This window comes from Streptomyces sp. Y1 (genome assembly GCF_041053115.1).
Taxonomy (GTDB): Bacteria; Actinomycetota; Actinomycetes; order Streptomycetales; family Streptomycetaceae; genus Kitasatospora; species Kitasatospora rubellomurina.
This window is the reverse complement of record NZ_CP163445.1, coordinates 5,371,039-5,395,199: the sequence shown is the minus strand read 5'-3', so window position 1 is coordinate 5,395,199 and position 24,161 is coordinate 5,371,039. Positions and strand designations below refer to the sequence as shown.

Annotated in this window: 21 protein-coding genes; 4 read left to right on the top strand and 17 right to left on the bottom strand. The window is 73.1% G+C overall.

From position 1 onward, the window contains the following. The first annotated feature begins 13 nt into the window (after positions 1-13). Together AB2U05_RS23370 and AB2U05_RS23365 are read left to right on the top strand one after the other, a co-directional pair. A complete protein-coding gene (locus tag AB2U05_RS23370; RefSeq protein ID WP_369184158.1) occupies positions 14-409 on the top strand; it encodes a rodlin in 396 nt (131 codons plus the stop codon). 61 nt (positions 410-470) lie between these two features. Beyond that, positions 471-803 carry a helix-turn-helix domain-containing protein gene (locus AB2U05_RS23365; protein WP_369184157.1) on the top strand — a complete coding sequence of 111 codons (333 nt, stop codon included), beginning with the start codon at positions 471-473 and terminating at the stop codon, positions 801-803. A gap of 34 nt (positions 804-837) precedes the next feature. Here AB2U05_RS23365 and AB2U05_RS23360 read toward each other — a convergent pair whose 3' ends face one another. The 10 genes from AB2U05_RS23360 to AB2U05_RS23315 form a co-directional block, all read right to left on the bottom strand. Then, a complete protein-coding gene (locus AB2U05_RS23360) occupies positions 838-1,983 on the bottom strand; it encodes a hypothetical protein (RefSeq protein ID WP_369184156.1) in 1,146 nt (381 codons plus the stop codon). Positions 1,984-1,987: 4 nt separating this feature from the next. Beyond that, on the bottom strand, positions 1,988-4,069 hold the full coding sequence (gene fxlM, locus AB2U05_RS23355; RefSeq protein WP_369184155.1) for a methyltransferase, FxLD system: 2,082 nt from the start codon (positions 4,067-4,069) through the stop codon (positions 1,988-1,990). Between the two features lie 14 nt (positions 4,070-4,083). Beyond that, on the bottom strand, positions 4,084-5,340 hold the full coding sequence (locus AB2U05_RS23350; RefSeq protein ID WP_045700695.1) for a lanthionine synthetase C family protein: 1,257 nt from the start codon (positions 5,338-5,340) through the stop codon (positions 4,084-4,086). After that, positions 5,337-8,393 (bottom strand): lantibiotic dehydratase, encoded by a 3,057-nt coding sequence (locus AB2U05_RS23345; protein ID WP_369184154.1) that lies wholly within the window; start codon positions 8,391-8,393, stop codon positions 5,337-5,339. Before AB2U05_RS23345 ends, AB2U05_RS23350 begins: the two co-directional genes overlap by 4 nt. A 126-nt stretch (positions 8,394-8,519) precedes the next feature. Then, complete coding sequence (locus AB2U05_RS23340; protein WP_078860513.1) at positions 8,520-8,687, bottom strand: FxLD family lanthipeptide; 168 nt, start codon at positions 8,685-8,687, stop codon at positions 8,520-8,522. A gap of 234 nt (positions 8,688-8,921) precedes the next feature. Then, positions 8,922-11,009, bottom strand: a complete 2,088-nt coding sequence (locus AB2U05_RS23335) for an NB-ARC domain-containing protein (protein ID WP_369184153.1) — start codon at positions 11,007-11,009, stop codon at positions 8,922-8,924. Positions 11,010-11,020: 11 nt separating this feature from the next. Beyond that, positions 11,021-12,910: a glycoside hydrolase family 15 protein gene (locus tag AB2U05_RS23330; RefSeq protein ID WP_369184152.1), complete on the bottom strand. Its 1,890-nt coding sequence runs from the start codon at positions 12,908-12,910 to the stop codon at positions 11,021-11,023. Positions 12,911-13,021: 111 nt separating this feature from the next. Then, positions 13,022-13,543 (bottom strand): LuxR C-terminal-related transcriptional regulator, encoded by a 522-nt coding sequence (locus AB2U05_RS23325; RefSeq protein ID WP_369184151.1) that lies wholly within the window; start codon positions 13,541-13,543, stop codon positions 13,022-13,024. Between the two features lie 48 nt (positions 13,544-13,591). After that, positions 13,592-15,073, bottom strand: a complete 1,482-nt coding sequence (locus AB2U05_RS23320; RefSeq protein ID WP_045700700.1) for a hypothetical protein — start codon at positions 15,071-15,073, stop codon at positions 13,592-13,594. Then, positions 15,070-15,459, bottom strand: a complete 390-nt coding sequence (locus AB2U05_RS23315; RefSeq protein ID WP_045700703.1) for a roadblock/LC7 domain-containing protein — start codon at positions 15,457-15,459, stop codon at positions 15,070-15,072. The genes AB2U05_RS23320 and AB2U05_RS23315 overlap by 4 nt, the downstream gene beginning before the upstream one ends. A 385-nt stretch (positions 15,460-15,844) precedes the next feature. On the opposite strand from AB2U05_RS23315, the gene AB2U05_RS23310 reads away from it, so the two are divergent. Further along, a complete protein-coding gene (locus AB2U05_RS23310) occupies positions 15,845-17,209 on the top strand; it encodes a hypothetical protein (RefSeq protein WP_045700705.1) in 1,365 nt (454 codons plus the stop codon). Then, positions 17,206-18,045, top strand: coding sequence for a DUF1932 domain-containing protein (locus tag AB2U05_RS23305; protein WP_369184150.1), 840 nt, complete (start codon positions 17,206-17,208; stop codon positions 18,043-18,045). Before AB2U05_RS23310 ends, AB2U05_RS23305 begins: the two co-directional genes overlap by 4 nt. Positions 18,046-18,114: 69 nt before the next feature. On the opposite strand, the gene AB2U05_RS23300 is transcribed toward AB2U05_RS23305, so the two are convergent. The 7 genes from AB2U05_RS23300 to AB2U05_RS23270 all read right to left on the bottom strand — a co-directional run bounded on the left by AB2U05_RS23300 (position 18,115) and on the right by AB2U05_RS23270 (position 24,131). Further along, positions 18,115-19,023 carry an HEXXH motif-containing putative peptide modification protein gene (locus AB2U05_RS23300; protein WP_369184149.1) on the bottom strand — a complete coding sequence of 303 codons (909 nt, stop codon included), beginning with the start codon at positions 19,021-19,023 and terminating at the stop codon, positions 18,115-18,117. Positions 19,024-19,134: 111 nt separating this feature from the next. Next, the gene (locus AB2U05_RS23295; RefSeq protein WP_369184148.1) at positions 19,135-19,272 is read right to left on the bottom strand and encodes a hypothetical protein; all 138 of its coding nucleotides are present in this window, start codon (positions 19,270-19,272) and stop codon (positions 19,135-19,137) included. Between the two features lie 107 nt (positions 19,273-19,379). Continuing rightward, positions 19,380-20,237 (bottom strand): protein kinase, encoded by an 858-nt coding sequence (locus AB2U05_RS23290; RefSeq protein WP_369184147.1) that lies wholly within the window; start codon positions 20,235-20,237, stop codon positions 19,380-19,382. A 12-nt stretch (positions 20,238-20,249) separates the two neighbouring features. Further along, a complete protein-coding gene (locus AB2U05_RS23285) occupies positions 20,250-20,882 on the bottom strand; it encodes a hypothetical protein (protein ID WP_369184146.1) in 633 nt (210 codons plus the stop codon). Positions 20,883-20,887: 5 nt separating this feature from the next. Next, a complete protein-coding gene (locus tag AB2U05_RS23280; RefSeq protein ID WP_369184145.1) occupies positions 20,888-21,622 on the bottom strand; it encodes a hypothetical protein in 735 nt (244 codons plus the stop codon). Further along, positions 21,619-22,251, bottom strand: a complete 633-nt coding sequence (locus AB2U05_RS23275) for a hypothetical protein (RefSeq protein WP_369184144.1) — start codon at positions 22,249-22,251, stop codon at positions 21,619-21,621. Before AB2U05_RS23275 ends, AB2U05_RS23280 begins: the two co-directional genes overlap by 4 nt. Continuing rightward, entirely contained in the window at positions 22,248-24,131 is a 1,884-nt protein-coding gene (locus tag AB2U05_RS23270; RefSeq protein ID WP_369184143.1) for a radical SAM protein, read from the bottom strand. Before AB2U05_RS23270 ends, AB2U05_RS23275 begins: the two co-directional genes overlap by 4 nt. Between the last annotated feature and the right edge of the window lie 30 nt (positions 24,132-24,161).

The window sequence follows — 24,161 nt, the reverse complement described above, 5'->3', positions numbered from 1 at the left end:
AGAAGGAGCCACCATGATTCGCAAGGCTGCAGTATCCGCGTCCACCGCCCTCGCCCTGCTCACAGCCGCGCCAACTGCCGCCTGGGCCATCGGGAACGACACCGATGTCGCCAACGCCAACGGCGCCAACACCGGATACGGCAACATCAAGACAGGCGGCCAGGAGAACCCGCAGATGAGCCTCATCCAGGGCACCCTGAACAAGCCGTGCCTCGCGATCGGGAAGGCCGGGCTTCAGTCGGTCCTCAGCCTGATCAACATCGGCGTGCAGGACATCCCGATCCTCACCTCGCAGCAACAGCAGCAGTGCACCGACAACAGCACCATCAACGACGGCGACGACGCCTTGCGACACCTCGTGGACGAGATCCCGCTCCTCTCCGGCAACGGATCCGCCAACGGCCACTGACCGTGTAGCAGGAAAACTCTGACCATCTATGGTGCACAGTCACAGTGGGTATGTCCTGTCTGTGCGATACGCGCAGGGGGGCGGGTTCACCGCCCAGGAACAGCAGCGCCGGGAGCGGGTGCGGCTCGATGCCGCTGAGCGGTTCGAGCGTGGTGACAGCAACGGAATGATCGCCACTGACTTGCGGGTCACGGTGCGATCGGTCGAGCGGTGGCGCCGATCGTGGCGGGAAGGTGGCTCGGCGGCGCTGGAGTCGAAGGGGTCTCAGTCGCTGCCGAGGTTGAGCGAGCAGCAGTTCGTGCAGTTGGAACGGGAGTTGGAGAAGATCCAGTACCGTCCCCACCTCATCGACGGCTGCCTGGCCGGAACCGGGCTGGCCATCACCGCAACCTGACCACCGACATCGCGAGTTCAACCTGAGTAACGCCTCACCGGGCCCCTCGCGCACCTGGTCCGCTACTCACATGCAACGGGTCAGCCCCCGGCTCCCGCGGGTCGTGTGGGGCCCCTTTGAGCACTTCCTCGGCACCCGACAGGGCGCCCTCCATGCGGCTGCGGAAAGGTTCGGACAGGGCAGCGGAGCCGAGTGCACAAGAGGCGAGCATCCGTTCGTACTCGCCTGCAACGTCGGGAACGAGGCGCTCGCGGACAACCGAGTGCCCAAGCAGGTCGCGCAGCACGTAGCCGTCGCCGGTTTCATTCGCCTGGCCGGACACCTTCGCGATCAGGCTTCGGGCGGCAGACGTGTCCGGGTCGGCGGCGTCGAGTGCGGTCAGGGCGAGGCGGGTGGTGAACACCGTGAGGCCGTCTGCCTGCTGGAGCGCGAGATAGCGGTTGATCGCCATCTCTGCGGCACGCCGGTCACCAGGGCGGCACAAGGCGGTGAGCGTCGCCGTGACCGCGTTCTCCCATGCTTCACCCGGCTCGGTGTCCTCCAGCAGGGCGCGGGCGCCGGGAAGGTCGTTGGCGGTGGCTCGGGCGAGGACCGCGACCTGGCGGCCGTCGAAGATGCGCCGACCGATGCCGCGGTGCCCCTCGATGTGTCGCAGGGCCTCGTCCCAGCGGCCAGCGGACGTAAGGGCTCGGGTGCCGTCCGCGAGGACCACACGCCACAGCCACGCCCGGACCTCGGCGCGCTGTTCGTCGGTCTCGGTCAGCTGGGCGGGCACCACGATGCCGTCCAGTACGGCCTCGGTTCCGGCAGTCACGGCGCGGTAGAGATCGAGGAGGAGCTGGTGGCCGTGCTGGTGGTGTCCGGCGCGGATGTGAAGGCGGGCGACGTTGACGATGGGTTCGAGGCCGCGGATGGCGCTCGTCGCGGAGAGCGGGCCGCGGGTGAGGTAGAGGGCAGCGTGGCGGTGGCACAGCTCACGGGCGTAGTCGGGGAGGCCGACGTCGGAGGCCAGGAGGGCTGCCTGGTTGAAGACGGTGGAGGCCAGGCCCGGGTCGGTCTGCCGGGAGGCCGTGTCGGCCAGCTGCTGGAGCCGGCCGACACGGGCGTCGAGGGGCAGGCACGCGGGCCGGACACGGGCGACCAGCGGGAAGCGCTGGGCTGTGGGTCCGGTCGGGTGCACGGGGCTACTCCCAGATGACGGTGATCGGGTGGTGGGGGCGGTCCAGGACGAAGCGCCCGGCGGCCGGGTCGGCGGGAGCTCCGGCGGCGTCGGGGAGTTCGAAGCGGAGGGTGCGGTCGCGGAAGTGCTCGTTCCAGGTGCGGAGTTCCTCGCAGACGAGGTCGGCGAGGGCAGCGCCGTAGGGGCCGTGGCCGACGACGCCGGTCTCGTACACCTTGCGGCCGTCGCTGCCGGGTTCGCCGGCGCGCAGGGTGAGGTAGGCGAGGGAGCTGTCGTGGACGGTGGCCATGGCGCCCCACGGGAGCATGGGGGTGACGCCCCGGTCCTGGGCGGTCTTGGCCACGCTCATCCGCATGATCGACTTGGGGAGGGTGAGGGCCAGCCAGAGGTCGTGGTACTCGTAGGTGGTGCCGGCCGGGATGGTCACGCCGCTCCAGCGCTCGTGGCGCCGGGTGTCGAGGACCCCGAGCAGCTTGGAGGCGTCGACCGCGTCGGCCTGGTCCTTGTGGACCTGGAGGGTGACGTCGCCCTGGCTGGTGAGGGTGACGGTGCGGCGTTCGTCGTCCATGCTGCCGCGCAGGGGCATGAAGACGGCGAGCTGGTCGTTGACGGAGGCCCAGCCGTCCTCGCCGCGTTCGAAGGCGATGACCCTGCTGGCGGTGCCGCGCAGGCGCAGCGGCAGGACGATCCGGCCGGTGGGCTTGACCTGCTGGGGCCAGGCGGTGGGCATCTCGCTGGTGCTCACGGTGGCGATGATCCGGTCGTACGGTGCGCCTTCGGGGTGGCCGAGGGCGCCGTCGCCGAGGACGACGGTGACGTTGGCGGTCCCGGCGTCGGCGAGGTGCTTGCGGGCTCCGTCGACGAGGTCGTCGTCGACGTCGACGGCGACCACGTGTCCGTCCGGTCCGACGATGTGGCCCATGTAGGCGGCGTTGACGCCGGTCCCGGCTCCGGCCTCGAAGATCTTCTCGCCGGGCTGGGCTTCGAGCTGCTCCAGCATCATGGCGACGATCGTGGGCTGGGAGGCGGCGCTGATCTGGGTGCCGGAGCCGTCGGTCTTGGTGTAGGTCGGGTTGTCGGCGTAGGCGACGTCGAGCGGGAAGCCGGGCAGGAAGTGCTCGCGGGCGACGGCGCGGAAGGCGTTCTCGACCGGGGTGCTGGTGATGTGCTTGCCGGCGAGCAGGCGCTCGGTGAGAGCGTCGCGCAGCTGCTCGGCGGCCGGGGTGGTGCTGTCGCTGAGAGTAGTCACGTGGGCGACCCTAGTGGTTGTGCGGATGGTTGGCTGCGAGGGCGCGGGGTCCTCGCCGGAGTGGAAGACTGCGGCCACCGCCCTTGCTGCGGTGGCGGATTGGTGCTCGATGGGAACGCCGGCGCGGTTGGCGTGGAAGAGCGTGTGGTGGGCGAGGACGGCGCGTAGTCCGCGGGTGAGGCGGCCGTCGCGGTGCAGGCGGACGAGGTCCTGTCCGGCCTTCTCGAAGGCGTCGACCCAGGCGGTGTGCGCGGCGAGTGGTTCGCCGGGGCGGGTGAGCTGGCGGGTGTCGAGGGTCATCAGCCTGCGCATCGCGGCGGTCAGGGTGGTCACCCGCTCGGGCGCGAGGGCGGGCGGGTCGGGGCGTAGGTCGGCGACCCTGCTCCAGACGTCGCCCTGCTCGTACCAGTCGAGGCCGGCGGCGCGGAGCATGGCGGAGGCGAGGATGACGGCGGTCTCGGTGCGGCCGAGGGCGGGCCGGTCGGGCTGGGCGGCGCGGGTCATCAGGTGCCGGCTGTCGGTGTGGAAGAGCCGGTGGGCGGTCTCCATGGCCTCGTCGCCGCCGAACGCCGCGGTCTCGGGTTCGTAGATGACGCTCGCCCAGCGGGTGAGGAGTCCTTCCTCGGTGAGGGTGTCCAGGAGCGAGGTGACGACGGGGGCGGGGGCGTCGGCGAGGTAGCGCAGCCGCAGCCCGTGCTTGCGCATGTACCACCAGCCCTCCAGCGTGCCGGACTTCTCGGCGAAGTCGAGGGCGGGGGTGAGGTGGTGGGCGGCGATGGGTTCGACGGTGGCGGGGTCGGCGAAGGTGAGGTCGTGCTGAATCCAGCTGGTGGTCATCGGTCGGTCCTCGGTCAGGCGGTCAGGAGGCAGGCGTCCCAGCGGGTCGCCGGTGCGGCGTGGGTGGCGGGGGCGAGCAGCGCGAGGGCGGTGCCGGCGGCGCCGTCCAGGAAGGCGGGTCCGGTCTGGGCGAGGAGCCGCCGGGCCTGGGCGTCGGGGTCGGTGCGCGGCGGGTGGGTGGTGTCCAGGAGCAGGGCGGCGGCGGAGCGCAGCCGGGCCGCGGTGCGCGGAAGGGCGTCGGCGGCGGCTCGGTGGGCGATGTGGGCGAGCCCGGCGTAGCCGTGGCAGGCGGACAGGTCGGTGGTCGCCGCCAGCGACGGCGGGTCCAGCAGGGCGGTGGCGAGGGCGTCCTCGGCGTCGTGCCGTAGGCGCTGGTCGCCGAGGGCGAGGGCGGCGAGCTGCTGGGCGCGGGCGATGCCGGCGGTGCCGTAGCACCAGCTCGGCCGCTGCGGGGCCAGCGGTCCGCGGACGGCGCCGGTCAGGTGGGCGGGGGTGACCCAGTACGGCCAGGCGTGGCGCTCGCGCCAGCGCTCCAGCCAGGCCAGGATCGTGCTGATTGCGGACCGTTGGCCGTCGACCTCGACGCCGTGGCGCAAGGCCAGGGCGAGGAGGGCGAGGGGACCTGCGATCCCGTGCGCGAGCCCGTTGTTGGCGTGCCCGTCCGGGATCCGGTCGTCCGGTTCGCCGGAGGGGCCGCTAGGGGTCCACCAGCCGGGCAGGACCCGGCCGTGGTGCTTGACGTCGTCGGTGAGGCGGACCAGGTAGGTGAGCACGGTGCGGATCGCCTCGCCGCGCGGGGCGCGGTGCAGCAGGACGGAGCCGATGCCGGCCAGCCCGCGGATCGTGTCGAACTCGGCCAGGGCCGGGAGTTCGGCGGCGTCGATCCGGGCGAGCGCCGCCTCGCAGCGGCGCTGCGCGTCGGCGGCGACGGCCTGGCCGAGGTGGTCGAGGGCGCGCCGGTAGGAGCCGGGCCGGGTCTGGGCGGCGCAGCCGAGGACGTGCGCCAGGGCGGGGGCGCCGTAGTAGAGGTGGCTGTCGGGGCCGCTGGTGATCTGGTTGTCGGCCGCCACCTCCAGCCATGCCCGCGCACGGTCCCACGGGCCCCGCCCGGCGGCGGCGCGCTCGATGTGGAGCAGGGCGACGCCGGGGGCACCAGTTGCCAGGGACTGGCGCCACTGCGGACGCGAAGCCCAGCTCTCGGGGACGCGGTTGGGGTCGGCGAGGAGGTCGGCGATCCGGTCGGACAGGTGGAGGGCGGGGTGCGGGTTCACAGGTCACCGTCCCGGGAGAGGCGGGCGAACGCGGCGGCGCGGGCCAGGTACAGGACTTGGGCCTCGTCGTCGAAGTCGATGCGGTGGGCGCGGCCGTAGGAGCAGTGCAGCAGCGAGCCGAGGACGTCATCCGGCGAGACGCCCTGGGTGTGCGGTCCGGGGAAGAAGCGGCGGTAGGCGTCGAGGGCCTGGTGGCGCTCGGCCCAGGCGTCCACGATCGCGGCGCCGCCGGGCTGTTCGCGCAGCACCGCGAAGCCGTCTGCGGGGTCGGCGAGGCGGACAGCCTCGCGGAAGAGGGGCCGGGCGATGGTCGCGGGGGGCATGGCGGGGACGTTGCGGATGAGCCAGCGCAGCCCGGCGCAGGGCGAGCCGGTGAAACCTGAGGCGATGGCGACGGCGTGGGCGGTCAGCAGCGCCAGCCTCCCGGGCCGCGCTGGCTGGGACAGCTGGGCGAGGGCGGCGGCGGAGTCAGAGCGGAAGACGCCCTCGGCGGCGGCCCAGGCGGGGCCCTCGCCCCAGCGGCCGTGCTCCGTGTAGGAGGTGGGGTAGACGACTGCGGACAGCAGCCCGGCCCGGTGGAGTCCGGCGGTCCAGGTGCTGATCACCGTGGCGGCGTGCCCGAACGCGTCGGGGTGGGGCAGGGTGATGCGCAGCCGCAGGTGCTGGCCTGGGTCGCGGAAGCGCACGAACCACCAGTCGGGGTCACCGAGTTGGTCCAGGAGGTCGGGCAGGTACTGGGTGAGGATGACGTCCTGGCGGTCGAGGTCGCCGTACAGCGAGGCGAGCAGGAGGCGGGAGGTGCCGGGGGCGTCGCCGTGGCCGCGCGGCAGGAGCCGCGCGGTGGTGGGCCTGGGCAGCACAGGCCAGGGCGGCGTCTGGGTGGCGGTGACCGGGACGGCGACCTCGTGGGCCCGGCCTCCCGCCCAGCCCAGGTCGGTCGGGGCCGGTGTCTCCACGAGGACGGCGTGCGGCGCGGAGGCGAGGTGGGAGCGCAGCAGGACACGGTGGCCGGGGTGGTCCAGGTCGAGAGGCAGGCCCTGGCTGTCGGCGGCCAGCAGCACCCGCCGCGGTGCACGGCGCCGCTCCAGCAGGTCGAGCAGAGCCGCCTCCCACCGCTCCCACGGCTCCCGCGCGGGCGGAAGCTCGGAGGCGGACAGCCGCCAGGCGGCCGGCGAGAGGATGATGCGCCCGTGCCGCAGCCGGGGCCGAAACGGCAGGCTGGACAGCGCGCCCCAGGAGAAGGCGGTGACCTGCGCGCCCTGGGCACGGGAGAGTTCACAGATCAGCCGGGCCATCGGCGCCGTGTGGGTGCGCAGGTTCAGGGCGTGGGTGGCGTTCGCCTCGATCCGCACCCCGAGCGCGGGCGCGGCCAGGTACATCCGGCGCCCGTCGCAGCCGACCGCCAGATCCTCCAGCCGCACAACGCCCTCGGTGCCCGGGCGGTGCTCGGCGAGGCTGACGACCAGCTGCCCGGTCGCCGCACTGCGGGCCACGTGCCCGGTCGCCGGGTCCAGCGGCGGGCAGGACAGCTGCGCGGTGACCGCCTGGTCGTCCATGGTCGGCAGGTTCGTCAGCACGCTGGTGAAGGCCGCCCGGTGCTGCGGGTCGAGGAGGTGGAGGAAGCGTCCGGTCGAGACACCGGCGGCGCGGGCGACGGAGACGACCTCCAGCCAGAACTCGCCCCGGTCCAGGGCCTGTCGGCTGGCGGCGTGGAGGCCGAAGACGACTTCCAGGTGCGGGGGCAGGCGCGGCCCCTCGGCGGGGCCGAGGTCGAGCGCGTCCAGCAGCTGCTCGCCGAGGACAACTTCGCGGTGCCCGTCGAGCGCCGCCCGCTGGGCGAGGGCGGCCAGGATTTCATCGCGCTCGCCGAAACGCGGCGGCTCGGCTACCCGGGCGCCCGGGTAGCCGTCCGGCCAGCCGATCCCGCTGTCCGCGACCACGTCCAGCAGCGGTACCAGTGCGCCCCGGCCGAACCGCTCGTAGAACCGCTGGTGGTAGGAACGCCACGCCGCCGACCCGAAGGGGAGGGCGCTGAGGCGGGTGAGCAGCCCGGCGGCCTTCGCGGCCTCGTCGGCCACGGCCTGGGGCAGGACGAGGTCGGCGTCCAGGCGCACGTCCACGGCCAGCCCCGGCCGGTCCCGCGCGCCGGGCCGGTCGGTGGCGGCCATCGCCCGGGTGATCTCCGCACGGGCGGCACGGCTCGGCGACCGGGTGTGGGCGGCGATCGCACGGTCGGCGGCGCGCAGGTCGGCGAGGACCTCGGCGGCTTCCGGGACTTGGTCGGCGCCGGCCTTCTCCAGCGCGGCCAGCAGGTGAGCGAGCGGGTCCGGCTCGGTGGCCGGGGCCCGGAGGCTGGTGATCAGCGCGCCGTGGGCGACCAGCTCGGCCAGCACGCCCTCGATCCTCGCCGTGGCCGCTCCGGGAAACTCCGCACGGAGCTTGCCGGTCACCACCCCGAACGGGACCGGGCGGCGGGCGACATCGAGGGCGAAGGCGACCGGGCGGGTGTGGCGCAGGCTCACCTCCGCCGCGCCCGTACCGCCCCCGGGCCGCTCCAGCGGCCGGTGCGGGATCACCAGCCGGTCACCGCGAACGTGGCCGGTGTCGTTCGCCGCCACCTCCAGCCGGGAGAGCAGCGCAGGTATGCGCTCCAACTGGCCGATCACATGGGCGAGCCAGGCGGACGAGGCCCGCGCGACAACCTGGTGGCCGTCGCCCCAGCGCAGGTCGGCGACGGGAGCGAAGGTCGCCGCCTGGACGCCGGCGAAGTGCCCGAACGGGGTCGGCCTCCCAAGAGCGCGCAGCAGGTAGCGGGCGGTGGACAGGGCGGCGCGCCGCACCTCCCGCGGCCGCTGCTCACCGGAGAGCAGCTGTCGGACCTGGCGGGCCAGGGCAGGGCTTGCCAGCGCGAGCGCCTCGGCGGTGTCCTCGTCGGCCCACACCTCGCGCAGCCACCCGGCCTGTTGGACGGCTGGCTCGGGGCTGGTGGTGGTGAGGTCCGGCCAGGCGGGAACCAGCAGAGCGGGACGGGCGACAGCGCGCACCAGTGCCACGTCTGCAGCGCGGTAAGGGGCCGAACGGGCGGAGCGGCGCATCGGGGACCTCGGGAGTTGTCGGGACGCTGGCGGGGCGGTGGTGCCGCCGGAAGGACGGCTGTCCTTCCGGCGGCACCGGGTGGATCAGTGGAAGCCGGTGGTGCAGGCACCGCACGTCGCGCCGCAGCCGTCGTCCGTGAGGACCTCCAGGCTGGCGGCGTCGGTCCGCTCGACGATGGTCACGTCGAGGTCGAACTCGTCGGTGGCCGCCACCGGGGCGGCCGGGGTCTCGGCCTTGATCTGACGGGCCATGTGATACCTCCTGTTCGAACTTCCCTTGCGGGACCTGGCGTCGGGGCGCGGACGTGCGCCTCGCATCACCAGGAGATGGTGGGGCGACCTCGCCGCCCGTGGCCGGCATGTCCACGGGCGGCGGGCGGTCAGCCGTGCGCGCGGGGCGCTACGGCCGGTCGCGGTGACCGGGCGCGGGACGGACCGGGGAGCGGTCGTCGCCGGCGTGGCTCGTGCCGGTTCGGCCGGGGGCGGTCACGGGAGGTTCGCCTGGGTGATCCGGGCGTCGAGGCGCTCCATGTCCCTCAGGCTGGCCAGCGCGGTGTACTGGTCGAGGCTGGCGCTGTACCAGGCGAGCGCTGCCTCCTTCGCCCCCGCGCGTTCGGCGTCCTGGCCGAGGAACTCCGTGGCGTGGGCGCACCAGTGGGCGTGGCCGATCCCCTCGAAGGTCTCCCGGGCCTGGGTGAGGGCGGTGACGGCGAGGTCGTGCCGTCCGGCGAGGGAGTGGGCTTCGCCGAGGAAGGCCAGGGCCCGGGCGGCGTTGAGCGGGTCGGGCGGATTGAGCAGGGCCAGACTCGCGTGGGCTTCCGAGAGCGGGGCCACGCCGTCGTCGGGCTGGCCCTGGCGGGCGGCGGCCGAGCCGAGCAGGATGTCCGCCAGCGCGGCACCGCGGAGGTCTTCGAGGTCGTCGTAGAGGCGGGCGGCCTCGCTGAGGTGGGGCTTCGCGTCGGCGTAGTGTCCGCCGGCCCACAGGCACGAGCCGATGCCCATCGTGCACTGGGCGATCCCGCTGAGGTCCTCGTCGGCGGCGGCCAGGTCGAGGGCCTCCTGGTAGCGCTGTTGGGCGTCGGCGAGGCTGCCGGTCCCTTTCAGGGCGAGGGCCAGGGTGGTGGTCATCTCGCGGATCGCCATGTGGTCGCCCCAGAGCTTGGCGGACCACAGGCCCTGCTTGTGGGCGGCCACGCTGAGGTCGAGGCGTCGCAGGCGGTGGAAGAGCGGCCACAGGTCGTGGACCAGGGTGACGAGCGCCTGGTGCTCGCCGAGTTCGCGGGCGGCGTCGAGGGCGGGCTGGACGGCGGGTGCGATGGCCTCCAGCCAGGCCAGCGCGCTGTGCTCGCCGTCGAAGCGGATCGGTTCGCTGGGCAGGTGGCGGTGCTGGCGGGGCAGCACGCGGTGGTGCGGGGTGAGCTGCTGGACGGTGGCGTGCGCGGTGGCGGTCAGGACGTCCAGGTAGCGCTGGACGACCAGGACCCGGATCTTGTTCGAGTCGGCGCCGACTGCGGTGGTCCGGAAGCTGTCGTGCAGGGCGGGCCGGAACCGGTACACCTCGCCGCGGCCGGTACATCGGCCGGTGTGTTCCAACAGGTGACGGGCGGTGAGGTCTTGGAGCAGCTGTCCGGTTTGGACGACCGGGGTCGCGGTCGCTGCGGCGGCCGTGAGCACGTCGAAGTCGGGTGCGGGCAGCAGGGCCAGGAGCCGCAGCAGCCGGGACTCGGGTTCGGGCAGCGAGTCGTAGACGAGCGCGGTCGTCATCGTGACGGCCTCCGTGGTTGTGGGTGCCGTGAGCACCGGGTGATCGCTGAGCGGCCGGGCCGGGTCGAGCACGGCCTCCCCGGCGGCGAGGCCGACCGCGAGCGGGTTGCCGCCGCAGGCCAGGACCATCGCGGCGGCGGCCTGCGGCTCGGCGTGGACGCGCTGTTCGCCGACGATCCGGCCGAGCAGCAGGAGGGAGTGCTCGGGTGAGAGCGCCTCCAGGCGGTGGTGGCGTGCGCCGTGGGCGGCGAGGGCGGGAAGGGGCGCCGAGCAGGTGACGACGACCGCGCACTGAGGGCTGGCGGGCACGAGCGGGAGGACCTGCTCGGCCGCTTCGGTGTCCTCCAGCACCACCAGCAGCCGCCGGGTGGCGGTCACCGACCGCCACAGCGCCAGCAGCTCCTCGGTGTGCCACGGCAGCACCTCGCCGTTGCCGAGACCGAGCGCCCGGAGCAGGGCTCGGGTCACCTCGCCGACCGGGGCCGGACGGCCGGCGCGCAGCCGGGCGACCAGCTGGCCGTCCGGGAACCGTTCGGCGGCCCGGTGGCCCCAGCGGGCGGCGACGGTTCGCTTCCCGATTCCGTCCGGGCCGCTGATCACCGCGACTGGCGCGGTGGTCGGCGGCGGGTCGGCCAGCGCCGCGTCGAGGAAGGCGAGCGCGTCCGAGCGGTCGGTGAAGACCGCGGGCACCGCGAGCAGTTGCCGCGGAGTGGGCCAGGCCCGGCGCTCGGGGTGGAAGTGGATGGTGTGGATGTCACGCGCCTGCACGGCGGTGTGGAGCTGGGCGGAGCCGCCGATGGTGTTGCTCACCGAGCCGTGAGTCACTGTGCCTCCACAGCGGTGAGCACGGCCGGTGCGGGCCTGGGCTGGGTGGGTAGAGCAACCGCCTGGTACTGCTGGGCGAGGCAGGAATCGACGAGCGCGAGCATGCTGAACGCCTGCGGGTAGTTCCCCAACTGGCGTTCGCTCACCGGGTCGTACTCCTCGGCGAGAAGCCCGACGTCGTTGCGCAGCACCAGAAGGCGGTCGAGCAGCTCGGATGCTGCGTCCCGGTAGCCGATCGCGTGGAGCGCGTCGGCGAGCCAGAACGCGCAGGGCAGGAAGGCGCCCTCGCGCCCGGCCAGGCCGTCGACGTTCGCACCGCTCGCCGCGTGGGTCGGGTAGCGGTGGACTAGGCCATCGGGGGTGGCTTGTTCGCGCTGGACGGCCTCCACCGTGGCGATCACTCGCTTGTCGTCGCCGGGCAGGAACCCGAGCGCGGGGATCAGCAGGAGGGAGGCGTCCAGGTCCTCGCCGCCGTAGTACTGGGTGAACGCCCCGCGCTGTGGGTCCAGGCCCCGCGCGCACACGTCGGCGTGGATCTCCTCGCGCACCGCGCGCAGGTGCTCCAGCCTCTCCGAATCGACAGGAGTCCGGCGCTCCAGCAGCGTGACGAGCCGGTCGAAGAAGACCCAGGCGAGGATCTTGGAGTGGGTGAAGTGCCGGCGCGGCCCGCGCACCTCCCAGATTCCCTCGTCCGGGTCGCGCCACCGCTGCTCCAGCACGTCGGCCTGGAGGAGTAGCCACCGGTCGGCGTCCGGGTCGGGGGCGAGCCCGGCGTCCTCGGCGGCCAGCAGGGCGTCGGCCACCTCGCCGGGAACGTCGAGCTGGAGCTGGCCGGCGGCGCCGTTGCCCACCCGGACCGGACGCGAGCCCTCGTAGCCGGGCAGGTGGTCCAGGACGTACTCCTCCACGCCGGTCTCACCACCGATGCCGTAGAGCACGCCCGGGTCGACGGGGTCGACGTGGGCCAGCAGCCAATCGCGGAAGGTCCTGGACTCGTCCAGGAACCCGCACCTGACCAGCGTCTTGACCGCCAGCGACCAGTCGCGCAGCCAGGCGAAGCGGTAGTCCCAGTTGCGCTCGCCGCCGAGCGCCTCGGGCAGCGACGTGGTGGGGGCCGCGACCATCCCCCCGTCCGCGGAGCACATCAACTTGAGGGTCACCAGGGCCCGCAGGACCACGGCCCGGTGCGGCCCCTGGTAGGTGCACGCGGACGCCCAGGACTCCCAGAAGCGCAGGGCGTCCGCGAGTTCGGCCAGGCTGTCGGTGGGCGCGGGAAACGGCAGGTCGGCGGGCTGCCACGACAGGGCGAGCACCGTCTTCTGGCCGGCTGCCACCGTGAAGTCGGCCCGGCAGGGGCCCTGCTGGCCGACGCTGTGGAGCGGCCCGTCGAGGCAGAAGGAGTCGTGCCCGCTAGTGGCCACGAGCCGGGCCTGTCCGCTGTGCTCCACACGGTGGAAGACCGGGCTGAGGCTCCCGTAGCCGGGGCGCGGGTGGAACTCGGAGGCGAAGTCCACCTTGCCGGTCAGGCCCTCCACCACCCACACGATCCGGGCCGGGGCGTAACCCGTCGCGTCGGGTGCCGGCATGAAGAGCGTGACGCGGGCCGAGCCCAGCGGGGTGCTCCACTCCTGCTCCAGCACCGCGGAGTTGCCCGCGTAGCGCCGCCGGGTCCTGAGCGTCGGCGCACCATCGCTGTCGCGGGCGGGGGCGACGCGCCAGAAGCCGTGCTCGTCGTCGCCGAGCAGCGCGCTGAACACGGCGGTGGAGTCGAACCGGGGCCAGCACAACCAGGTGAGCATCGCGTCGCGGGTGACGAGGGCGGCAGTGCGGCCGTTGCCGATCAGGGCATGGTCCTCGATCGGCGGGGCGGACATGGGCAGGGACATGGTGGTCCTGACGCTGGGTGGAGAGGATGGCGGGGCGCCTCGTGGGACGGGCGTTCCCGGCGGCCTCGGGGCGGGTGGGGCGGCTGCGCGGCTACGGCCGGGTGTCGGGCATCAACTCGCCTGCTGCTGCGCGGGCGGGCTGGTGGTCGCGGAGAGCCAGGTGTCCGGCCAGCCGTTGCCCAGGGCGCTCAGCGGCACGATGCCGGTGAGGACGGCGAGGGCCGTTGCCTGCTGCCGGGTGCGGACGCCCAGGATGCGCATGATGGTCTGGAGGTAGGTGCGGACGCTGCTCTCGGCCAGGCCGAGGCGCTTCGCGGTCGCCCTCGGGTCCTCACCGGCGACCAGGCCGGCGAGCACCTGCTTGTGGCGAGGAAGCAGCGCCTCGCCGGTCGGGTGGGACACGGGCACGTCCTCAGGGCGCACCCATCCCCAGGCCGCGCCGAGAGCGGCGGCGCGGTGGCGGTACGGCGTGCCGAGCCGGGCCGTCAGCGCCTCGACGGCGGGGTTGACCGCCTTGGCGGCGAGGCCCGTGGCGCGGCTGATCGGGTCGATCAGGTGACCACCGGCGACCTGGCGCAGCAGCAGGACGTCGGCCTCGGACAGGTCCGGCCGGTCAGGAAGGGAAACGGGCATGACGAAGCTCCTTGGCACGATCAGGTGAGGGCAGGGTGGGGTGTGCTGCTACTGGGCGGCCCGGTCAAGGGCGGCCAGCAGCCTCGGGCCGCTGCGGCGGGCGCCCTCGCTGCCGATGGTGAGGATCACGTCGTCGGCGCGGGCGAGGGAGGCTGCCACCTCCTCGGCGCCCATCTCGCAGGGTCCGGGCTCGGGGATCACGAGCGCGCCGCCGTCCTGACCGCCGACACCGTCGCTGGCGCTGGCGAGCGCGGCGATGCCGTCAAGGTGGAGCTGGGGGCGGGCCGGGGTGGACAGGACGGGCAGCAGCACCGTGTGGTCGGCGGCGGCCAGGGCCGCGGTGATCCGCTCGGCCAGCGCGCCGGTGCGCAGGTGACCGACCGGCTCGAACACCGCGATCACCGCACCTTCGGTAAGCATCCGCGCCCCCTGGAGGTCGGCGGCGATCTCCTCCGGGTGCTGTGCGCGGGACTCCATCACGGTGACGCGGCCGACCGTGCCCAGCCGGGTCAGCGACCTTTCGGCCCCGGTGAACGCCCCGAGCCCGTCGACGAGGTCGGAGCCGGACACCCCGAGGGCCCATCCGGCCGCGAACGCCGCCGCGACGCCGAGGGCGGACGTGGTGCCCGCGATGGGCACGGTGAGCGAGACCCGTTCGCCGCCGGCCTGGATGGTGAGGTGGTGGTCCTCCCCGCTCCAGAGGAGACGGAGGATCTGCACGTCCATGCCCTGGCCCCGGCCCACCGTCACGACCCGCGGGCCTGGGGCTCGGCGCAGGCGCTCCAGCAGTTCGTCGCAGCCGGGCTGCCCGGCCCACACCACCACGCTCTCGCTGCTGCGGGCCAGGGCCTCGATGTCGTCCAACGCGTCCTCGCGGGTCGCGAACATCGGCGGTGCTGTGTCCACGGCGGTGACCAGCGTGACCGCCGGGTGCAGGCCCGAGCCTAGGGTGCGGTGGCGCCAGCCCGGCGGGGCGGCCTCGTGGAGAGCGGTGTCGGGGCAGAGGTCCACCACCAGGACGTCGCCGCTGCCGTCGTAGCCGGGTGCGTCGCCGTGCGGGGCGGCGGTCAGGATCCAGCCCGGGTCGCGGGCGGTCAGGGCGCAGGTCAGGGCGGCGGCGGCCATGGTGGTGGAGTGGCTGCCCACGACGGCCACGACGGTGGGCGCGGTGCCGCCCAGCAGCTCCAGCGCGCGCGAGTAGCCCATGCTCGGCAGGCCCTGGCCGGTTGCACGATCGAGGATCTCGTGCACCGCTGCGCCGTGTCCGCCCCAGAGCAGCGCCGTCGTCACGCCCGGCACCACGGGCTGCAGCACGGCGCCGGCGCGGGCGAGGCGCTGGAGCAGCTCGTCTTCGCGGCCGTCCTGCTGCGGCGCGACGGTCACGCGTGCACCGCGCCGGGCCAGGTAGGACGCGAGCCCGGCCATGCCGGGGCTGTGCGGGTCGACGACGTGCGGGGCGATCAGGACGTCGGGAAGCGGGCGGGGACATCGGAAGCCCCGGGCGGCGCGCCCGGCCGGTGCCGCTTTCACGCCGCCACCAGAGCGAGGAGGCCCTGCTCCGCAAGGCGGATCATCCGGTCCAAGAGTTCGCCCAGGTCCGTGGCCTCGGTGCCGACCACGGCGAGCATCGACTTGTCGGGCGCGCCGACCAGCGTGAGGTTCCGGCCGAGCCGGTCCTCGATGATGCTGTGCCCCCAGGGGTACCTGATGGAGGTGACGCTGCCGACGATGTCAACCCCGTTGGTGCTCACGGCACTCAGCGCCGCCATCACGGCGGCCCACTTGTCCGCATCGTCGCGGTCGAGCCCGGGAGAGGTGCCCACGACGAGGCCCTCGGAGCTGACGTGGATGGCGGCAACGGCACCGGTGGTGTCGGTGACCAGCTCCTTCAGGAACTGCGGGTGGGGTGAACTCACGGTGTTGCTCCTTCGCCAGGTCGTGCGGGGAGATGGCCGAGAAGTCGGGGCTGTCGTCTCTGAGTTGCGCGTGATGCCCCTATGGCCAGCGCGCCGACCTGCCCCGGGCCGTAGCCGCTGCTACGGCGGCCGGCCTGCCGCTCCGACTCGGGTGCTCGTCCACCGCTTGGATCACCCAGGCGGACGGCGCTCGTCTGGCGCGACAGGGGGAATCCTGCTCGTGTCCGACCGACTTCGGCTAGTAACCAAACGCTGACACGAGCCGACACAGGTGGACATGAGCCGACATGAGTGCCGACATTTCGCCGCTGCCCCTCCCGCCTCGGGCTGGGATCGGAGATCGTTGACCTGAGGCCGTTCCATCGATCGCCGTAACGGAGTTGTCATGGCGTCAGACCAAGAGATCTCCCTGTTCCAGGTCCTGGTGCAGCAGCGCGGGCTGGGTGAGTACCTCGTCTTCCTCAAGCAGCTGCAAACCGCTGCTGCCGAGGTAGCGCGCCTCGAACACAACCCCGCGCTGGCGAAGGTCACCATTGGAGAGCGTCAGTTCTCCAGATGGACGCGCGGACAGCACGGCAGCGGGCCCAGGCCGCTGACAGCGCGGGTCTTGGAGCACCTGTTCCAGCGCAGTGCCCGGGAGCTGTTCGGGCCTGCCCGCGCCGCGGGGGAGCGCAGTTCGCGTCTCCCTGCCGCACAATGCATAGAGCCGGGCGCCAGCTCGGACGCTCACACCCGGGACCTGCTGATGACAGCCGCCAGCGAATCGGCTTCCTTCGCCGCCTATGCGGAACAGAGCAACGTCGGCCCGCACAGCCTCGAACAGCTGTCGGCCGACATCCGCAGGATCGTCTCCACCTACCCCAACCGGCCGGTCGTCCCACTCTTCGAGGAAGTCCTCTCACTTCGGGACCGATGCTTCGAGCTTCTGGAAGGCCGACAGCCTCCGGCGTACACCAGCGACCTCTACCTGGCGGCCTCGGTGCTCTGCGGAATCCTCGCCAACGCGAGCTTCGACCTCGGCGCCTACCGCGAAGCGGAAACCCAGGCCCGGACCGCGTTCGTCTGCGCCGAACAGGCCGGCCACAACGGACTGCGATCGTGGATCAGGGGCACCCAAGCGCTGATCTGCTACTGGGAGGAGCGCCCGCACGACGCGATCCGCCTGGTGAAGTCAGGGGAACAGTACGTCCCGGAAAACGGAACCGCCCACATCCGTCTCGCCAGCATCGCCGCAAGGGCGCACGCCCGCCTCGGTCAGGAGCACGACGCAGTGGCAGCCCTGCGCCGGGCCGACGAGTATCGGGAGCAAGCGGCCGATGACGACATCCCTGGCGGGATGCTCGCCTTCCCATTGGCCAAGCAACGGTTCTACGCCGCCACCACTCGCCTGTGGCTCGGCGGCGACGCGAACAACAGGGAGGCAGCGGCCCTGGCCGAAGAGGCCGTCGCACTCTACGAGTCCGCCCCGCCGGAGAATCAGCGGCTGGGCGAGCTGTCTCTTGCCCGCATGGACCTGGCCCTCGCAGAGCTGGCGGGTGACGAGATAGAGGGAGCAGCCCACCAGATCGACGCGGTGATCGCCGTCGCGAGCAGGCGACCCACAGAGAGCGTCAGCCGACGACTCGGTCAGTTCGCGCGCCGACTTGCTGCGAGCCCGGCCGGTACCTCGGCGATCGGGTTGTCCCTCCAGGATGGGATCATGCAGCATCGAAGGGCCCGCAACGAACTACCAGCTGGGGGACGCGGTTGAGCACCATCACGGTTCTGCACCCGGGACAGATGGGTGCCGCCGTTGCCGCCCAGGCCGTCACCGCCGGGCACAGGGTGCTGTGGCTCCCGAAAGGCCGCAGCGAGAGCAGTCGGCGCCGTGCCGATGACGCGGGCCTGCTCCCCGTCGATGACCTGCGCACCGCGCTCGGGCAGAGCGAGATCGTGATCTCGATCTGCCCACCGGCCGCCGCCGAGGACGTCGCGGCTGACGTAGCGGCCGTCCCCTTCGCGGGCATCTTCGTGGACGCGAACGCGATCAGCCCCACCCGGGCCACGAACATCGCCCGTACCGTCTCCCGAGCAGGTGCGACCTTCCTCGACGGCTCCATTATCGGCCCGCCCCCAGCCGGTTCGACTACCGCACGTCTGTACCTTGCCGGCGCCCCGGCAGCGGCCAGGCAGGTGGCCGAGATCTTCGACAACACGTTGGTCACTGCCCGCTGCCTCGACCGGGACGCCGGTGCGGCCTCAGCGCTCAAGCTGGCGTTCGCCAGCTACCAGAAGGCCGTCAGGAGCCTGGTAGGCGTCGCACACGCACTCGCCGATCTCCACGGAGTGACAGCTGAGTTGATCGACGAAGGCAACACGATGGCCGGCCCGTTCCTGGCCGATCGGGACTACCTCCGCACCGTCGCCCCCCGAGCCTGGCGGTGGGTGCCAGAGATGCAGGATGTGGCCCGGACTCTGACGGACGCCGGCCTGCCCGCCGACCTCGCGCACGCAGCTGCCAGCACCCTGATGAGGTGGGACAGCCTGAAAGACCGTAGCGATCTCACGGTTGAAGACGTGCTCGACGCTCTCCGATCGACCGACTGACGTTCGATCCACAAACGAGCTCGCTACGAACGAGCAACGTCGGGCCCGGGGAGGTGGGGCGGTCGGCGGTCACAGGGTGAGCGCCTGGCGGTGGACGGCGGCCAGGCGCTCGCGCAGGTCCTCGTCGTGGATGAGTTCGAGGGCGCGCGGGTGGTCGGCGGCGCTGGCGGCGAGGAGGTCGCGCTGCTGGTCGAGGTAGGCGGTCAGGAAGGCGCGCACGTCACCTTCGGTGTGCTCCAGGACGCGGGCAGTGTAGAGCATGGTGAGGGGGAAGGCCCAGCAGGCGTGGAGGAAGCCGAACGCGGGCCGCATGCTCTCCCTCCAGGGGGAGTGAAAGACGGCCCGGTCGTCGAACGTGCACCCGGCGGCGGCGAGGGCGTCGTTGAGCCAGTTGTGGCCGGCCTCGTGGATGAGGTCGCGGGCCAGCACGGCGGGGTCGCCGGTGTGGTCGAGGAACACCGTGCCGGGTAGGCGGGTGATGGTCCAGCTGATCAGGGTCTGGCCGAGTTGCTTGGCCCGCAGCAGGACGACCACGAAGGCGTGCGCGGCCAGGAGGGCACCGAAGCCGGTCTGGTCGGCGGTGGTGAGCGCGTTGGCGACCAGCGTCCGCAGCCCAAGCGGGGCGGGTTCGGTGTCGGGGCCGAGCACGTAGTACGAGGTCTCAGAGATCGGGGAACGGGTCAGGTCGCCGAGGTCGGGGGCGACGACGACGCGCGGGCCGAGCACAGTGGGGGTGGAGCTGGCGGCGGCGTCGGCGTGCGGGTTGGCGGCGTACCAGTCGAAGGCGGCCCGCTCGCCGGAGCGGGCGGCGGCTTCGGCGCCTTCGAGAGCGTGGTGGGCCAGGCAGTAGTCGGCGACGGGCCCGAGGCCCGTGGGCCGGGGCCGGGCCCCGGGGTTGAGGATCTTGTGGATCTTGGCGGTGCGCTCGTCGTGCAGGCGGCTGATCGGCAGGAAGTCGAAGAGGCCGGGGTTGTCCACGTGCGGGCTCCTTTTCAGGTGAGGGGTGGCCCGGGGCCGGGCCCGCCGCGGTCAGGTCCGGCCCCAGGTTGGTTACCGCCGGCGTTCAACGCGCCGGGCGGTCAGGGGTGTTCAGGCGACGTCGCCCTCGGCGGTCAGCCAGCCCTCGGCGGAGACGCTGGAGGTGTGGGCGGTGGTGCGGACGGTCTCGTCCTCGCCGCGCAGGCCCTCGACGTCGGCCAGGAACTCGGAGATGCGGTCGTTGTCCATGGGGTCCTTCTCCTTCTGAGCGAATCGGATGGTTGTGCGTGCCCGTTGCGGTGGTGCGTGCTCGGGCACCGGGCGGTGATCGCGCCCGGGTCACGGCGGCCTCCCGGTCAGTGCGAGGCGGCGCGGAGGGCGGCGGCGAGGTCGCTCATGGCGGGGCGGTCGCCGCCCTGGTCGGAGAGTGCGGCGACGACCAGGGTCCGCAGCGCGGCGGGGATGAGGGCGAGGTTGGCGTGGCCGCCGAGGCGGGGGATGTCTGCGCACAGGTAGCGGTAGATCAGGACGGCCAGGCTGAACACGTCGGCGGCCGGGCCGGCCTGGTGGTAGCCGGTGAGGTACTCGGGCGGCCAGTGGACTTCGGGTCCGCGGTGCTCGGGGCCGCGCTCGGTGGCCAGGCGGCGGGCGGCACCGAGGTCGGTGATCAGACCGCGGCCGCCGTGGATGAGGATGTTCTCCTGGTAGACGTCGCGGTGGACGATGCCGCGCTGGTGCAGGGCGATCAGGCCCTCGGCAACGTCGGCGAGGATGTTCAGGCCCTCGTCGGTGTCCTTGCCCGAGGCCATGAAGGTGCGGAAGTTGCCGCCGTCGCACAGCGGCATGGTGTACCAGTCGAACCGCTCGCCGTGGCCGTGGTCGAGCAGGGGGACAACGTGGTCGGCGCCGGAGGCGGCCCGGGTGAGGTCGGCCTCGTGGCGGAAGTCCTCGCGGGCCAGGGCGCGTTCGGCGTCGGTCATCTGCGCGTACCAGTAGAAGCCGTACGCGGCGGGCCGCTGGTCGGTGGGGAGTTCGGCCAGGACGTGGTTGGAGCCGAAGCCGGCCTTGAGTACGGCGGGCTGGCGGTCGCCGTCGCGGTGGGCGGTGACCAGGGTGCTGGCGCGGGTGAAGGCGAGCAGGTCGCTCACCTGCCAGCCGTCCGCGCGGAGTTGGTCGAGGACCCAGGCGGCGGGGTGGAGGGGGTGGAGGTTCATCAGCTCGCTTCCTCAGGTCGCGGACGGGCGGGTGGAGCCGTTCAGGTGGGCGAGGCAGTCGGCGGCCAGCTGGTCGAGGTCGGCCTTGGTGGTGCAGGGCCGCTGCCAGACCTCCAGGCCGGTGCGGCCGGTCCAGGCGGTGGCGGCCTGCGGGTAGAGGTTGGCGAGGCGGGCGGCGGTCTCGGGGCGGTCGGTGAAGCGCGGGGCGCTCGCGCGGCCGGCGAGGCGGACCTGGCACAGGCCGGGCTCGGTGGTCAGGAGGACGGTCAGCTGCGGGCGGGCCCGCTGTTGCTCGGCGAGGCGCTCGACGTACTCGGCGACCGGGCGCCGGTGGACCAGGGCGAGCAGGCAGGCGGTGGACAGGCTGAGCCGGTCGGCGACCACCGGGCCGCGGGCGAGCGCCGGGGTGAGGTTGAAGCGGGCGTGGAGTGAGAGGTCCCGGCAGGCCGCTTCGACGGCTTCCTCGGGATCGTCGGCGCTGTGTCCGGCCCGCAGGCGCACCAGAGTGCGGGTGGCGGCCAGGGAGAGCCAGGAGAACTGGCCGGTGTGGTCGAGCGGGACGCCGCCGGTGCGGGCGTCGGCGAGGAGCCGGTCTCGCAGGGTGCTCTTGCCGGCGCCGGGTAAGCCTTCCAGGGCCACGAGCACGTCGGTCAGCTCCTCGGGTCCTCGGCGGCGAGCCAGCTGATGAACTTCGCGCACCGTCCGGCGGTGACCGGCAGGGTGCCGTGGGCGAGCTGGGAGCCGTACAGCAGCGCGGTGCCCGGCGCGGGATCGACAGACCAGCGGGTGCGGGGCATCTGCTGGAACCAGGCGGCGGAGTGGTCGGCGCCGTCGTGGGCCAGCCACGTGCCCTCGGCGTAGCCGTTCGCCTCGGGTTCGGGGGCCTGGCGGTACCAGAGCCGGTCGCTGGAGGCGGTCTCAACGTAGAAGTCGCCTCCGGCGTCGGCCTGGGTGATGACGACGCTGATGCCGGCGATCTGGCGTGGCCAGGCGAGCGGGTCGGGAGCGATGCCGTCGAGGTGACTGGTGATGTGCTGGCCTTCGCCGTACTCGACGTACGTCCACGGGCGGCACACGGTGATGGAAGGCATGATCCGGGCCAGGGCCGGGCGGGCGCGGTCGAAGGCGTTCTGGAGGATCTTCTCCGCCTCGGCGGGGATGCCGGGGATCTCGACGCGTCCGGCGGGCTCGTAGACAGCCATCGCCTGCTCGTGGCTGTGGCCGGGAATCTCGTGGATGGAGGTGCGTCGCTCGTCGCCGAAGCGGTCGGCGTCGGCGGAGTTCAGGACGTCGTGCATCAGGGCGGCGAGCCGGAGCCGCTCGCTGGAGCCGAGGAATCTCTCGATGCTGCCGACGCCGGTGGTCTCGGCGATGTGGATCGTCACGGGGTGAGCCTCCTGGTGTCGAGGACGCGGCGGATGTCGTCGAGGTCGGTGCAGTGGTTGAGCCAGCTGACGACCGGACTGCCGCCCCCGGACAGCGGGTCGCGCCACAGGGCGAGGAGTTCGCCGGTCAGCGGCAGCTCGTCCGCGCCGGGCAGCAGCCAGGCGCCGGCCTTCTCGTCGACATGGGCCGCGGGGCAGGGTGCGTGGTGCTGGTGGACGAAGACGCGGGTCAGCCGGGCGGCGACGGCCTCCCGGCACGCCTGCCGCATCGGGGCGCCCGGCTCAAGCCGCCGGTAGGCGCGGTGCTCGGTGGCCAGCCACGCGTCGGCGACGGCGGCGGCCGAGCCCGCGACGCGGCACGTCGCACAGCAGGCGTGCCCGTGCGAAGGGCACCGCCCGGCCCTCGCACCGAGGGTGGCGGCGACCTCGTCGAGGACCGCCCACGCGCTGTGAGCCAGCAGCCCGCCCACGCTAGGCCGCACCGTCTCTGCCGGTGTGCGGTGGTTGCAGCACGCCTCGCCGCTGGTGGCGGCCGTGGCCGGCGCGAGGGTGGGTTCGATGAACAGCGCGTGGAAGTAGGAGATACGACCGAGGAGCTGGTGGACGGTCACCTCGTCGCCGGGCCTCATCCCGCCACCGCCTGGTCCACGGCGGCCGGGGCCGGCAGCGGGCAGGAGCATGCGGTGCCCGCCGGGTGCTCGGCCGCCAGCACCGCGGCCAGGGCGCGGGCGGCGGCGTCGAGGTCGGCGAAGTAGGCGTCCCAGTCCTGGCGGTGGTCCGGGTGGAGGCTGAGGTCGAGCACCTGGACGGTGGTACCGGAGGTCTCGCAGGTCAGCTCTGAGCGGGCAACGCGGACCTCGACGCCGCCAGGCAGCGCGGAGGCGACGACGGTGGCCGTACGGCACAGGGCCGCGGCGGTGCGGGCGTACTCGGCGCGGTCGCGCGGCAGCAGGCCGACCCGCAGTTCGGCCGGGGCCAGGTCCAAGCCGTCGTACTGGTGGCCCTGGCAGCTGTCGTAGGTGATCAGGCCCCAGCCGGTGGTGAGGGCGTCCACCAGGGGCCAGACGCGCGGTTCGATCGCCTCGCGCCACATCGGGTGCGCGGGATCGAGGTCGTCGGCCTCGTGGACGCCGGGCAGGCCGACGGTGTTGATGTTGCCATGCTCGCTGGCGTGCAGCCTCACCGCGGCGCGGACGGCGGCGGGCGCGTCCCAGTGGGCGGTGAAGGCGTTCACGTCGCGCATGCTGTTCGGGGTGCGGGGGCGCCAGCGAAGCATCTGGCACCAGGCACCCTCGGGGAGGGCGGGCTGGGCGAGGAGGGCGGCGATGCCGTCGACCAGGCGCATACGGTAGTCGCAGTAGGTGTCGCCGTCCACGGCCGGGTCCTGGCGCCAGCGGGTGGCGATGCAGCCGCCGCCGCAGGTGCTGCGGTAGTCGCAGCTGGTGCACTTGGCCATCAGCGACTTGCCCTGGTTCAGCAGCAGGTTGCCCTGCTGGAGGCGGGCTACCTCGTCCTGGCCGGTGATCCCGTCGAGCTGGCCCAGGCGGGCTTGGGGCCAGGGCAGTTCGTCGCAGGAGCCGAACCGATTGTCGGGGTAGAGGGTGAAAACGTGGTCGCACTTGAGATCGGAGAAGTGGCAGAAGCCGCTGCCCAAGCCGCGCAGGCGCCGGATCGTGGAGACGGCCGGCTCCAGCTTGATCCGGATGAAGTGCCCGGCGCTGATCCAGTGGGCGGTGGCGGCGAGCACGAACTCGGCGTACTCGTCCGGGTGGATCGCCCAGGCCGGACCGCCCTCCCCGGCAAGGGCGGCCTGCTGGAGCAGGCGGCTGGCCGGGATGCGCCGGCCCCGCACGGTGGTGGAGCGGCGGATAGCGCTGTCGAAGGCGGGCACGAAGCTGACCGCGTTGACGGACGCGAAACCTGCGAGGTGGTCCAGCACCTGCCCGGCCCGGCCTAACACGGCCGGGGTCACGGTGGTGATGACGCCGACCTTGCGGCCCCGCTCGGCCAGCAGCTCCAGGGCCGCCGCGACGCGCGGATAGACGGGCTGGCCGTCGTAGCCGATGCGCCAGGCGTTGCCCTGGGCGTCGCCGTCGAGGGAGACGCCGATCTGCAACTGCGGGTAAAGCTCGTCGAACAGGTCGAGCCACGCGGCGTCAAGCTGGACGCCGTTGGTCTGCATCGACACGCGCACCACCTGCGGCTGGGCGGCGAGTTCGCGCAGGACCTCTGCGACGGCCTCGCGGCCGGCGGTCAGCGGCTCCCCGCCGTGGAGCTCAACGGCGAGCGGGCGGTCCCGGAAGAGCCGGGCCAGCTGTCCGATCTGGTCGGCGCTGATCCGGGCTCCGCCGGGAACCTCCTTGCGCTTCTCGTAGCAGTGGGGGCAGTCGATGTCACAGGTCTCCCCGCGCAGCTTGACGATCACCGACACCGCCGTGCTGGTGTCCTCGGACTGAAGGCTCCGGTAGAGCCGGTCGATCGGGTGGTGCTGTTCGGTGGTGCGGTGCATCGGCTGCCTCCCTTGCTGCCGTGACCGGGT